Source organism: Mycolicibacterium stellerae (assembly GCF_003719305.1).
Classification (GTDB): domain Bacteria; phylum Actinomycetota; class Actinomycetes; order Mycobacteriales; family Mycobacteriaceae; genus Mycobacterium; species Mycobacterium stellerae.
This window is the reverse complement of record NZ_RARC01000019.1, coordinates 91,104-103,781: the sequence shown is the minus strand read 5'-3', so window position 1 is coordinate 103,781 and position 12,678 is coordinate 91,104. Positions and strand designations below refer to the sequence as shown.

General features: G+C 64.2%; 11 protein-coding genes and 2 pseudogenes. 7 read left to right on the top strand and 6 right to left on the bottom strand.

From position 1 onward, the window contains the following. Positions 1–9 precede the first annotated feature (9 nt). Entirely contained in the window at positions 10–522 is a 513-nt protein-coding gene (locus tag D6M19_RS21870; RefSeq protein WP_123027350.1) for a DUF302 domain-containing protein, read from the top strand. A 123-nt stretch (positions 523–645) separates the two neighbouring features. On the opposite strand, the gene D6M19_RS35300 is transcribed toward D6M19_RS21870, so the two are convergent. The 4 genes and pseudogenes from D6M19_RS35300 to D6M19_RS21850 form a co-directional block, all read right to left on the bottom strand. After that, positions 646–714: a GMP synthase (glutamine-hydrolyzing) gene (locus D6M19_RS35300; protein WP_407665388.1), complete on the bottom strand. Its 69-nt coding sequence runs from the start codon at positions 712–714 to the stop codon at positions 646–648. A 44-nt stretch (positions 715–758) separates the two neighbouring features. After that, positions 759–1,493, bottom strand: a pseudogene (guaA, locus tag D6M19_RS21860) (glutamine-hydrolyzing GMP synthase); the annotation flags it as partial. Positions 1,494–1,513: 20 nt separating this feature from the next. Further along, complete coding sequence (locus D6M19_RS21855) at positions 1,514–2,434, bottom strand: NmrA family NAD(P)-binding protein (protein ID WP_123027348.1); 921 nt, start codon at positions 2,432–2,434, stop codon at positions 1,514–1,516. 258 nt (positions 2,435–2,692) lie between these two features. Further along, positions 2,693–3,568, bottom strand: coding sequence for an alpha/beta fold hydrolase (locus tag D6M19_RS21850; RefSeq protein WP_123027347.1), 876 nt, complete (start codon positions 3,566–3,568; stop codon positions 2,693–2,695). A 66-nt stretch (positions 3,569–3,634) separates the two neighbouring features. On the opposite strand from D6M19_RS21850, the gene D6M19_RS21845 reads away from it, so the two are divergent. The 4 genes from D6M19_RS21845 (at position 3,635) to D6M19_RS21830 (ending at position 8,458) form a co-directional block, all read left to right on the top strand. Next, on the top strand, positions 3,635–4,213 hold the full coding sequence (locus D6M19_RS21845; RefSeq protein ID WP_123027346.1) for a TetR/AcrR family transcriptional regulator: 579 nt from the start codon (positions 3,635–3,637) through the stop codon (positions 4,211–4,213). 205 nt (positions 4,214–4,418) lie between these two features. Beyond that, positions 4,419–5,801: an MFS transporter gene (locus D6M19_RS21840; protein WP_123027345.1), complete on the top strand. Its 1,383-nt coding sequence runs from the start codon at positions 4,419–4,421 to the stop codon at positions 5,799–5,801. Positions 5,802–5,895: 94 nt separating this feature from the next. Further along, the gene (locus D6M19_RS21835; protein ID WP_123027344.1) at positions 5,896–6,702 is read left to right on the top strand and encodes a helix-turn-helix domain-containing protein; all 807 of its coding nucleotides are present in this window, start codon (positions 5,896–5,898) and stop codon (positions 6,700–6,702) included. A 463-nt stretch (positions 6,703–7,165) separates the two neighbouring features. Continuing rightward, the gene (locus D6M19_RS21830) at positions 7,166–8,458 is read left to right on the top strand and encodes a hypothetical protein (RefSeq protein ID WP_164478615.1); all 1,293 of its coding nucleotides are present in this window, start codon (positions 7,166–7,168) and stop codon (positions 8,456–8,458) included. Positions 8,459–8,592: 134 nt separating this feature from the next. Here the strand turns inward: D6M19_RS21830 and D6M19_RS21825 are convergent. Next, positions 8,593–8,859, bottom strand: a pseudogene (locus D6M19_RS21825) (site-specific integrase); the annotation flags it as partial. 1,507 nt (positions 8,860–10,366) lie between these two features. Between D6M19_RS21825 and D6M19_RS21820 the strand changes: the two are divergent. Together D6M19_RS21820 and D6M19_RS21815 are read left to right on the top strand one after the other, a co-directional pair. Further along, positions 10,367–10,933 (top strand): hypothetical protein, encoded by a 567-nt coding sequence (locus D6M19_RS21820; RefSeq protein WP_123027342.1) that lies wholly within the window; start codon positions 10,367–10,369, stop codon positions 10,931–10,933. Between the two features lie 206 nt (positions 10,934–11,139). Beyond that, positions 11,140–11,547: a type II toxin-antitoxin system VapC family toxin gene (locus D6M19_RS21815; RefSeq protein ID WP_123027341.1), complete on the top strand. Its 408-nt coding sequence runs from the start codon at positions 11,140–11,142 to the stop codon at positions 11,545–11,547. 163 nt (positions 11,548–11,710) lie between these two features. On the opposite strand, the gene D6M19_RS21810 is transcribed toward D6M19_RS21815, so the two are convergent. Further along, on the bottom strand, positions 11,711–12,604 hold the full coding sequence (locus tag D6M19_RS21810) for a helix-turn-helix transcriptional regulator (RefSeq protein WP_123027379.1): 894 nt from the start codon (positions 12,602–12,604) through the stop codon (positions 11,711–11,713). Between the last annotated feature and the right edge of the window lie 74 nt (positions 12,605–12,678).

The following is a 12,678-nucleotide window of genomic DNA, read 5'->3' as shown; positions in this document are numbered from 1 at the left end:
GGAAGAGTCATGACCACCGGTACATCAGAAGCCAAGACGCTGTCGAACTTTGAGGGCGTCCTGGTCACGATTCGCTCGAAGAAGTCCTTCTTCGAAATCACCGAGGCGATCGAGCACCATTTGCAACGCTTTTCGATCCCCAAGCTCATGGAGTATGTCACGCGCAATGACCGAGAAGGCTTGGAGGCGTATGTCGCCGAAGCGTCGCAGCCCTCCAAGTTCTCGATCTTCTGGGAGTTCGAGCAAGGCTCAGTGATGCGGCTGGCCGGCATACCCATCGAGTCGAAGTTCTACCTCGTGGGCAACGCGGTCATCGCGCGTGGACTGTTCAAGTATTCCGCCGCTGCCGGACTCGGCGCGCCGGTGCGCGTGTGTGTCTCACAACGCGACGGCGAAGACGCGCGAATCGACTTGGATCTGCCGTCTGCGTTCTTCGGGAAGTTCCCCGAGGTCTCGGAGTCGGACGTTCCGAAACTGCTGGACGAAGAGATGGTCGCGGTCTTCGAGGAAGCGGCTCGCTGACGACTGCTGCGAGCGGTGCAGTTCCAGCAGGAAGCGCGAGACCACGGTTGCTTTCAGGATGCGGCCCTTCCACGGACCTGATTCGTCGACAACCGTGGTCTCGTGGGGTGGGATGCGCCCTGATTACTCCCACTCGATGGTGCCGGGCGGCTTGCTGGTGACGTCGAGGACGACCCGGGTTACCTTGGGCACCTCGTTGGTGATCCTGGTCGAAATGCGTTCCAGCACTTCGTAGGGATGGCACGCTGCACCAAGGCCGCGGCGACCGCGGAATCCACTCCGCCCGACAAGCCGCAAACGGCACGCCCCTCACCGATCTGCGCACGAACCTGATCGACCAGGTCATCGGCTATGTTCGCCGGCGTCCACGACGCGTCGATGCCCGCGAAGTCATGCAGGAATCGGCTCAACACCTGCTGCCCATGCACGGTGTGCATCACCTCCGGGTGGTACTGCACCCCGGCCAAACGCCGCTCGCGGTTCTCGAACCCCGCGATCGGGGCACCCGCACTGGTGGCCACCACCTCGAAGCCGCCGGGTGCCAGCGCCACCGCATCTCCATGGCTCATCCACACAAGCTGACTCTCCGGAAGATCGGAATGCAGCTCCCCGCCAACGACCTTCAAGTCCGTGCGGCCGTACTCACTGGTGCCGGTCCGCGCGACGGTGCCACCGAGGGCCTGCGCCATCGCCTGAAACCCGTAGCAGATCCCGAACACCGGGATGTCCAGGTCGAACAGGGCGGGGTCGAGTTGCGGTGCGCTGTCGGCGTAGACGCTGGCCGGGCCGCCGGATAGGACGATAGCCATCGGGTCCTTGGCCTTGATCTCGTCGATCGTCGCGGTGTGGGGGATCACCTCCGAGTACACGCGCGCCTCGCGGACGCGTCGCGCGATGAGCTGCGCGTACTGCGAGCCGAAGTCGACCACCAATACGGGCCGGGGGTGTCCAGATTCTGATGCCGTCTGCACTGGCGGCTCTGCCGTGCCCTTCAGTGGTGGGCCAATTGATCGCGGTGAACAAATGGTCCGTCGTGGGTGAAGGTCTCGGTGTTGGCGTTGACGAAGTCCGCAACGGTCATAGGCGGGTGCCCGCTGATGACCTCGACAAGGTTGTTCTCCCCGGAGAAGATGCCGTCTTGGTAGTCCCGGGCGACGTTGCTCACGTGCTGGACGAAGTGGTCACTGACGCCCTTGTCGGCCAGCAGCTTCGCGAACGCCGGGATGTCGAGGGGCTCATATCGGACGGTGATTCCCAGTGTGGCGGTGATTTCGTCGGCGATGGCGTAGTGATCGAGCTCCTTGGCGCCGACCAGGGGATAGACCTGTCGGTCGTGCGGGGCGGGATTCTGCAGGATTGCGGCAATGACATTGGCCTGATCGTGTGCGGCGATTGGAGCATGTCGTCCCGTTCCGAACGGTAGCCGTAGCACTGCTTCGGTGTCGTCGCGGCGCCACGCCCAGGTGAGCCACTCGGCGAAGAACGTCGGGCGCAGATGCGTCGTGAGGAAAGACGAACGATCCAACAGGCGTTCCGACAGCCAATGCTGCTGGGCAGCATTGCTCTTCGCGTCCCGGCGGGCCGAGATCTGGGACATGTTGACGACCGCTCCGACGCCGGCCTCGCTTGCTGCCTGGGCGAATAACACGGTTCCGGCAAGCAGCCCGTCGGTGAGAACCGGGTAGCAGAAGTACGCGGCATCGACACCGGCCATTGCCGCGCTTAGCGCGTGGAAGTCGAGCAGATCACCCTGTACGACCTCGGCGCCGATCTCGGCGAGCGCCTCGGAACGTTGGTCGATGACGTGCACGAACGCGCGCACTCGGTGCCCGGCCTCGCGAAGGATCTTGACGGTCGGTGCAGCGGTGTTTCCGGTAGCTCCGGTGATCAGAAAGAGTGGATCGGATGACATGAAGGGTCTCCCTGGATGTTCAGCGTGGGCGGGTAATTGGCAGTCAAAGGGGCGTCGAGAGTGCGAGACTGCCCCGGAGTGCAACCGGTAGCGGCGTGGTCGCAACGTCGACGACACCGTACGCGGTCGTTTGGGTTCCATCGCGGCAGGCATGGCTCAACGCCGTTGGCGTGCAGTCGGTCTCGCACTCGGTGTCGTCGCCGCGCGTCGTTCACGGTCGATGGGCGACCCTGCCGAGAGCCCCGTTCGGGGAGGAACTCATCGTGGGCTCAGTAGAGCGTCGGCAAATGCGTGGGGCTTCTCCAGTGCACTGAAGTGGCCGGCGTTGTCGATCTCTCGCACCGTGGCGGTGGGGATCGCGGCTGCGGTGGCCTTTCGGTCGGCGCTTCGCGACCAGTCCTTGTCTGAGTAGATGAGCGTCACAGGTGCGGTGATCGCCGGATAGGTGCTCCGCGCAGCGATGAGGGTCGGGAGGTTGCGGTATACCGCGCGGGCGACGCGTGAATAGCCGGGTCGCTTTCCCACCCGCATGAGTTCGTCGAGGAACGATGCCGGGAGCCGGGAGGGGTCGGCGTATCCGCCACCCATGATGCCCCTGACGATGGGCTTGTTCTCCAGGCTGGCGAACGTCGGGCCGATGATCGGCGCGCGCACCGAGGACACGATGACCCGCGCCAGGAGATTTGCGCGCTCCAACCCCTGGGGGTAGTCGTAGGTGTTGGAGGCCACCACCCGGGTGACCCGCTCGCCGAGCTCGACGGATCCGGTGAGCGCAATGGTCGCGCCCATGGACTCACCCGCCAAGGTGACGTCGGTCAAGTCGAGGCCGCGGACGAACTCCACGATGGCCGCCTGCAGGTCGGCATGGTCGTAGTGTGCGCCCGGTTGGATGTCGGACCAGCCCATCCCCGGGAAGTCCACGGCGTAAACCCGGTAGCTTCCGGTGAGCAGCGGAATCACCCGTTGGAAGTAGTCCAGCTGGGTCCGCACGGTGTGCATCAGGACCAGTGGAGGTCCGTCCCCGGTGACGACATACCGAAGTCTGCTGCCGTCGGCGCGGGTGAACCAGTGACCCTTCGCGTTGGTCCACGAGGGGAGGTAGTCGAATGCGGGTTCTCTCAGGTGAGTGGTCATATGCTGAGTATATGACCAGTCGTCTTGAATTGTCAGCAGCTATCGTTTCGCTCGTGGGCGAACGACATGGGTAGGCCGAGCGTCAAGGAGCAGTTGGTCGATCGGACCAGGGGGGTGTGGCTCGAGCGCGGGTTCGAGGGTGCCAGCGTTCACGACCTCGTCACGGCGGCGGGTGTCCCGAAGGGGTCGTTCTACAACCACTTTCCCAGCAAGGAGCACTTCGCCGTGGAGCATGTGCACCGCTACGTGCGCACCTTGCAGCTCGAAGCATTACGCGACGCGCCGGGTTCGGCCGTGGACGCTGTGCGCGAGCACTTCGAGCACCAGATCGCCGCACGCCAAGAGGGGCGGATGGACGCCGGCTGTCTGCTGGGCACCTTCAGCAACAGCGTCACCGATTCCTACCCTGCGTTGCGGGCAGCCGTTCGCCACGGGTTCGAGCAGTGGATCGAGGCACTGACGGCAGTGCTTTCTCGAGCCTGTGCTGCGGGGGAGATCCCCGCCACCTCGGAGCCTGCCGACCTCGCGGCGGCGTTGGTCGACGGTTTCGAGGGCGCAATCGCGCGTACCCGGGCCACCGGACTGGCTGACCCGCTTCGTGTGTTCGTCACCGTCACCCTCGCCGAATTCACCCGCCGCCCATGATGACGTCTCGACCGCGATGTAGCGGTCGGGGTGTGCGGCGAGGCCGAGCTGTCCGTTGAGATCACGCGTTGACTTTCAGCTGGCGGTCAAGGGCCGCGCTGCGCCGTTCGCCGGATATCTAGGTATAGTTCGCCATACCCAGTAGCGAGCGAGCGACGGTGCTCGCCGCAGACTGGCCACCGTCGGACGACATCGTGAGGCATACGTGGTTGCAACGGCGCAGGGGTCGACCCTACGGCCGACGGCCACTGTCCTCGTTGCCTCTGCGGCGGCATTTCTGGCCAACCTGGACCTGTTCATCGTCAACATCGCCTTCCCGGAGATCCGCTCGGCATTCGGTCATGCCGATCTGGCCGCGATGTCGTGGATTCTCAACGGGTACACCGTCGTCTTCGCGGCGTGCCTCAACCCCGCGGGTCGACTCGGAGACCGATACGGTCATCGCCGAATCTTCTTGTGCGGCTTGGTCGTGTTCACCGTCGCTTCGGCGGCCTGCGGACTGTCGGGGACGTTCGCCATCCTGGTCGGGGCACGTGTCGTTCAGGCCGTCGGCGCAGCGATGCTGATGCCCAGTTCCCTCGCTTTGTTGTTGGCGGCCGTTCCCGCGTCCCGGCGCGCGATCGCCGTGAGCACCTGGTCCGCCGTGGGCGCGATGGCTGCGGCCCTGGGGCCCCCGGTCGGCGGTCTGTTGGTCGAACTGTCCTGGCGGTGGATCTTCTTCGTGAACGTGCCCCTGGGCCTGCTGGCTCTTGCCGCCGGCCCGTGGGTTCTCGCCAAGACGAAGACGACCGGCGTCGGGGTGCCGGATCTGTTCGGCGCGCTGAGCCTGATGCTTGGCGTCGGGGCGCTGGTGTGGGCATTGATCGAACTGCCGACCGCCGGCTGGATGGCTACCAAGGTGGTGTCGGCCGCAGTCTTCGCCCTGTGCGCCATGGCGACGGCGGTGTGGCGGTCGCTGCGCCATCCCTCGCCGGCCCTGGACTTGGCTGCCATCCGCGTCGTGCCGATGTGGTCGAGTTGCCTTGCCTTGCTCATCTTTTCGGCGGCGTTCGCGGCGATGCTCCTGGGCAGCGTCATGTTCCTCACCACCGTGTGGGGCGAGACCCCGGCAGTGGCTGGCCTGTGTCTGTCACCGGGCCCGATCGTCGTGGTGATCGTCTCGTTGACGGTGGCGGGCCGACTCATCGGCAAGGTGGGAATCGGCGCGGTCGCCGCAGTCGGAGCGATCTTGTACGTAGGCGGGATCGTCGTCTGGCTGTGCCGAGTCGGCGCTTCACCCGACTACATCGCCGACTTCCTCCCGGGGCAACTACTCACCGGAGCAGGCGTGGGGCTGGTCATTCCGAGCCTGTCCGCCGTCACCGGTCTGGCACTGCCGTCGCATCGGTGGGGCGCCGGATCCGCCTTGACCAACACCGCCCGCCAGCTGGGAACAGTGCTGGGGACGGCGGTGTTGACGATGATCTATCAGCCCGGCATCGATCTGACCACTGTCCGACGCGGCTGGGTCTTCGTGGTCGCGGCGGCCGGGACGGCGGCACTGATCGCCGCGGCGCTCGCCGTCCGGTGGAGACCAGACCCCGAATGATCGCCGCAGGGTCGTCGAGGTGCTCGGAATTTCTGTCCCGGACGCACACCGCAGTGTGCGCCCGTAGGTCTGCTCTACGTCTTAGAGTCGATGAGTGTCCGCGAACGGCAACGCACTTGGTGAATACCTTCGGGCACGTCGCGCCCAAGTCCGACCCGAGGACGTTGGCTTGGTGGCTGGCTCGCGGCGGCGTGTGCGGGGTCTGCGACGCGAAGAGCTCGCGACGCTAGCCGGCATCAGCTCCGAGTACTACTTGCGGTTGGAGCAGGGACGGGACAAGAATCCTTCGCCACAGATCCTAGGAGCGCTCGCTAGGGCCTTGCGGCTGGACGAGAAGGCTATCGACTATCTGGACCAGCTAGTCGGCGGGGCACACGCTGAGCGCCCAAGCTGCGAGCTCGAGGTGGCCGCCGACGGCTTGGACGCGTTGATCGATCAGTTCGCGATGCCGGCCATCGTCGCCAACCGCTACCAGGACGTCCTCGCCGCGAACGGGCCTGCGCGTGCGCTGTCACCCCAATTCTGGCCCGGTCAGAACTTTCTTCGGTGGCGCTTCGTCGATCCCGCCGCCCGCGAATTCTTCCTAGATTGGGACGACGCCACTGACAATGCCGTCAGAGGGCTTCGAGAGGTAGCCGGCGGCGCTTCCGACGATCCCCGAATGCGTTCGCTCATCGAGGAATTGAGCGCACTCAGCCCGCGATTCCATGAATTGTGGGGCCGAGCCGACGTCGGATACCAAGTCGGAACGATGCGTGTGCGACATCCCATCGTCGGTGAGATCGATCTGGAACGCAACCGGCTGGCGGTCCCGCACTCGGGCGGACAACACCTGATCACCTTTCGCGCCGAGAAGGGCAGTTCCTCGGCGCTTGCTCTGGAGAGATTGCCCACGGCGTGAATGAATCTCCTTCATCGCCGGACCTTTGGCCGGAAGTGACTTGACCCCTCACAACGCCCCCCCGATGTTGCCGCAGCTCAGCTGCAAACAATGGGAGCGCCCAAACACACGCGCACGTGAGCAAGGACGCAATATTCAGGCCATTACTGGTAACCGCCATATTCGGTATGGACGTATTGCCACCCGGCCGAGTCCGATCTCGTCTTGCCTACCGAGTTGGGGCTGAGCGTCATCTAGCCCACCCCTGTAGGGCGAGAAGCTGGTCGCCCCCAAATCCTGAGCCCGCTAATTCATTTGCTGACTGCTGCCGACGATCTAAAGAATGCTTTCTGTCTACAAGGATCCAGAGCGCGGTGGATTATCAGCAATCGTCCGCCGGTGGCTCCATGTCCGGCCCGATATTCAAAGGCGGGCATGCACTTCCGCCCTTGAAAGTGCGGTCGGTGTCGTCGACGATAAGTGGATGACAACTCGTCGTCCGCTGGTGGTGCGGTTGGCAGGCCAGGTGTGGGGTGTGGCTGCGTGGGATGCGGGTGGCCCGATCGTGACCACCACATACGACGGAGAGGATCTCGGCACCACGGTGGCTTGTGCTGTCGACCTTGCGGGCAAGGTGCTGTGGCAGCGGCGATTCCAGGGCCATCCGTTTCGTCCGCGGTTGTCCGGCGACCGAACAGCGTGGATCGCTCATCGCGGTGCCCGAGGCGTGGAGATGAGCCAGCTGGACTCGGCAGGGAAGACGCTCAAGACGATCGGACTAGAGAGTCACCCATCGGAGGTGCTGGGCGAGTTCGTGGTGCTGCCCGACGGGTTGATGGTCTTGTGGACACCGGCTGTACGAGGACTGCACGCTCGTCTGGCCCGCCATGACAGCGACGGCAGCACACGGTGGTCAGTTCCCTTGCCGCTGCTCGACATTTCCCTCGCGGGTTTCGTGGCGATGCTCCGCGCGGGGGAAGTTCAGCCAAGTCCACCCCAGCCGCCCCGCGGCGTTGTGGAAGCCGGTCGCCCGACTGCACTGCTGGTGTCGGGCTCTCGTGCCGCGGCGACCGTCTGTTGCGACACGAGCGGCATCGCGGTGACCTTCTTCGTCGACACCGACACCGGGCAAGTTGCCGGGACGACTGCGCCGAGTCCGATATGCGAGAAGGCGATTGCCGGGCCTGGCGAGTTCCTGATCGGTTTTCAGGGGTACGGCGCCTTCCACACTGCTCATTACGACGCAGCCGGCACGCCGACACAGGTGTGGCCCACGCACGCGCACATGCTGGTCGACGCACAGGGCGTGGTATCGGGCGTGGAATCGGAGAACACCAACAGCGCACAATATTTCGTTCAATTCGGCGCTGACAGCACCGTAGAGTACGGCGCCGAGCTGAGCGGCTACTACACCGCTTACCCAGCCCTTGACAGTCAGGGCACCGCGGTGTTCTGGCGTGATGGCTTCTTGCTTGCCGTCGACGCCGAGGGGGCCTTGAGCAGGGTGCTGTCGCCCGAGGGGTTGCACGTCGACAATTCGGCGTACGACGAGTTGATCATCGCTCGGGAACCGGAGCCGCAAACCGTCTACCGGGTGCGCGGCGAGGGCGGATTGAGCAGGGTGCTGCTGCTCGAGGAGGGGCACGTCGCCTTTGCTCAGTCCGACGAGTTGATCATCTACTGGCAACCGAAGCTGGGAACCTTGAATGACGGCATCTGGCCGTGCGCCGATGGAGGCCTGCAAGGCAATCCCGTGAAGTCGTTTCCGCCTACGTAACCGAGTGCAATCCCGCGATTGGATCGGCGATCGGTCGCCCACCCACACCACCACTAGGGCAGCAGACCTTGCTACCAAATAGCGTTGAACAGCAGGGCAATTCGAAACGTTTACCTGACGTAATGTTCTCGGCGCCGCTTGCGTCGATCAGCGCGCAGACGGCGCAGATCGCTGAAGAACTCCTCCACCATCGCCGGCGTCCACGTCCACGGGAATTCATTGGTGTGCTCGATGAAGCGCTCGACGAGGCGCACTCGCCCCGCGATCGTGTCAGGATCCAAGTTGCGGCACAGTTGCTGGTTGCGCCAACCCTCGAGCATTTCCTCGACGGTCTGGGCCTCCGGATGCAATACCGGAACCGAACCGACAACATACACGCGACCGCTGTTATCGACGGGCAAAACGGCCTCCAGACCGGTCTCATCCAATGAATCATTGAATCATCCACTGAATCATTAGCACATCGGTGCAGGCAGGTACATCACATTCGGCACAGTTCGACCGGCGTGTCGGCAGCACGCCGCGAGCGGGCACCCTGGGACCTACCGCCACTGAGCCCAAACCCCCAGATCAACAACAGCTTTCGTCAACAGAGCACGGCGGCTACCAACCGCAGGCCACGCCGTATCCGTGATTCATCTGATGAAAACGGAGCAATTCTTCATGGATAATGCCAATTATCCATGAAACGTGAAATATCGTTGCGGGGCCGTGCTTCTCACGTGGCCGGGGGCGGGGGGAGGGCCGTCACAGTGACGAATGGGCCGCCCGGCGAGTACGGTGCAGAAGCAACGATCCATCCGAGTGCGAGGTCATCAGGAACGCGAGATTGAGCCCATGAGCGACTACACGCCGACGGACGGCCGGGCCAAACCCACGGGGAGCGCCGCAAACGCGTGACGATACAAGACCTGCGCCGCGGGGCGGAAAGCTTTCGAGACCTGGGCGATCCCGAGTTGATGGCCCAGGCGTGGCGGTGCGCCGACCCGGCCAGCCAGACGCTCACCACAGACTCCAAAGCGGAATTGCCTGCGCGAGAACGTGACTGACCAACTCAGGAGCCGGCCGTAAGGCCAGTGCGGACGAGTTGCCCTAACTCCTCCGGCCCCTGAATCAGGCCTGCCCAGGAGTCAGCGCTAGGCGCCGAAGCCCGATGCTGGAAAAGGGCCATTACACCACAGCCCGCCCCCTACACCGGTGACATAACGTCACGTGACAAATCGCACGGCAAAGACAGCGGACGGCCAACCTGCCAGCCCCGGACGACACCGAGATCCGGCACTCTCAGTTAGTTCTGGACGTCTCGAAGCTGCCCTTTCTGCACTTGCAGGTATTCGCGGATTCAGCCGACTGTGGGTGCCGCGCCAGTTATCGCACCCGAACTAGCTCCTCAGACCAGGGGCGATGGCAACTCTCAGATCGTTCCCGGATCGGACAATCGCTCAGAGGTGCGAATCCTTGCACCTAATGCAACTCGCATTGGTTAAATGCCGATAAGCCACATTATGTCAAGTAAGCGTCGCCGTTTTCATCAGATGAATCATCTCTCAACCCGGTCGCCCATCGCCGGCCGTCATCCCCCTTCGGGCACGGGTCGACGGATCAACGCTCCAGACGACGCCCACCAATGCCACAAACCCCGCAGTTAAGCCCGCCGCGGCTTGAACAAGCTGAGCAACCAGACGATGATCAGCACCGGGAATGCGACGGAATCGAATATCGCGGGTTACCACTACTGCGTAGTGCATCAGATGAACCACCACCCCGCCCGACCCGGCCCGTCCTGGTCCTCCGTCTCGAAAGCGCGCGTCGGTTGGCGGAGCCCATGGTTGCAATGTCGATTATGGGGAACCCCTCTAGCACCGGCCCCGTCAATCGACGAGTCAGCCGAGGGACATTCAGCGCCCGGTGCGCGAGAACTCCGACGAAGAAAAGAGACAAATCATGACACCCGCAGACGCACGGGATCAGGCCCACTCAAGGACTACCGACACCAACGCCGACTTGGACGTCGATCACGCGGCGTTAGATGAGCCGCGTGGCCAGTGGCAGGCGGCAGAGGAAGCGGCGACCCAGGCCGAGAACCAGCTCTCCCTCCTGTTGGAACGGCTCGAGGACAATGCCGCACGGCGCAGCGCCGACGAAGCCGCGTTGCAAGCCGCGGTCGACCAGCAGGCCGAACTCAAGCGTGCGATCAAGACGTCGAGCGAACAGCGGGAAACACTGCGCAAGGCGCGAAGCAAGGCTCAACGCGACGTGGAAGGCGCGCGCAGGCGGGCCCAAGCCGCTGAATCGATGTACGACGAGGCTCTCCTGGCTGAGGTGCTGGCCGCGCAGAAGATAAAGGATCTGACTGCGTCCGATGGCCCGGCACAGGCAGTCCATGACGAAGTCGATGCCGTGGCAGCGCCCATCGCGCAGTCCACTGCTCAGGCGACGGCCGCAGCCGTGACGGCTCGCAACGCCGGCGCCTAGCTTCCCAAGCTCCTGCGCCTGCAGAGCGGTGGCCCCAGGTGCACGAAGGCCCAGGTGAGGGATCCCCTGATCTGGGCCTTTCGGTGGAGCCGACGTCACGTCGGTCGAGGCCCTCCTCGACCGCGCGTTGGCCGGCCCCGAGAATGGTTGTGCTGTCACGACAATCGTGTTGGCGCAGCACCTGCAGCCCATGCGAAGGTGCTGATATGACAACGTTCGTCATCGATGCACAGGTGGCCGTCGACCTCGCCGTCGGTGGAGCGGCAATCCCACCCGAGCACAGCCTGGCGGCTCCCACGATCCTGCGCTCGCAGGCGCTGGCCCTCGTGTACGGGTCGGTGCACCGCGGCGAGATCGACGAACGGAGCGGCCGCAAGATTCTCGACGATATCCGTGCGCTGCGTATCCGACTCCTCGGCGACCGGTCACTGCAGGACCGCGCATGGCGAATAGCGACCAAGCTGAACTGGCCGGACACCTACCAGGCGGAGTACATCGCGCTGACGCAACTGCAGGCCGACGCGCTGGCTACCGCGGACACAAAACTCGCGGCCGCGGCCCGCCTGTTCGTTGAGACGCAGTCCCCTGCCGACATCATGCGGCCGGCGAGTTGAACCCGGATGCTCACTCGGATCGGAAGCGGCGGAAGAACCCGTGCACCTGCACGAGCAGCGAGTTCGTCCGCTGCGCGACAAGCCGAGCGCTCGCCGTCCCCCCGGATCAGCGAACGATTAGTTGCGGCATGCGGTCCCTGACGCGGACGGGCTGAAGGGTGGGCTATCCGCTGGGGGCATGAAGCTCGGTCGCCAACGTCTCCTCGCTGGCCCACGACGCCAACAGGACCAGATTGTCAGCGTCCGGCCCTCCCGCAGGTGCGGTGTAGACATTCAACTGTAGGCCAGGTTCGGTGGGCAGATCCATGGACTCGAAATTTAGATCGAGAAGGCCTACCGCCGGATGGTTCACACGCTTGCTCCCGTATCCCTTCAACCGGACGTCCTGAGATGCCCACTGCTGCCGGAATAGGTCACTGCACGTTGATAATTCGCCCACCAAGGCGATGAGTTCCTCGTCGTGGGGATTACGGCCCAGTTCCATACGCAACATCGCGGCCGCATTCCGCGCCACCTGGTCGTAGTCGACGAAGACCTTCTCAGCCTCGCTGGGATTCAAGTACACGAACCGCGCTGTGTTGGCGGGTCGTCGCGGGTCGGCCAGCACCGGTGAATACAACGCGCGCCCAAGGTGATTCATCGCGAGCACGTCGTAGCGCCCATTACGGATCAACGCCGGCGCACGGGTAATGGCGTCGAGCACCTCCTGCAGCACCGGGCGCACCGTCGCGGGAGTCTTGCGGTGCCGTCGACCGTTGGGTGCCCCGGACTGACGTGCGAGATGGAACAGGTGATCGCGCTCCGCTTCGTTGAGCTGTAAGGCCGATGCTAGCGCGTCGAGCACGCCCTCCGAGGTACCGGCCAGGGCGCCGCGCTCAATGCGCACGTAGTACTCAACCGACACTCCTGCGAGTAGCGCTACTTCCTCGCGACGCAGACCCTTGACCCGACGATTGCAACCGTAGGCGGGCAGGCCGGCCATCTCAGGGGTGATGCGGGCGCGATGCGACCTCAGAAACTCTCGGATCTCGGTGCGCAGGTCAAGCGTGGCGGTCATCCACTCACCGTAGGCCCGCATCGCAAGCCAAGGGAGGCACCGCCAATACCCTGAAGCCTCGGGTCCGGAAGATC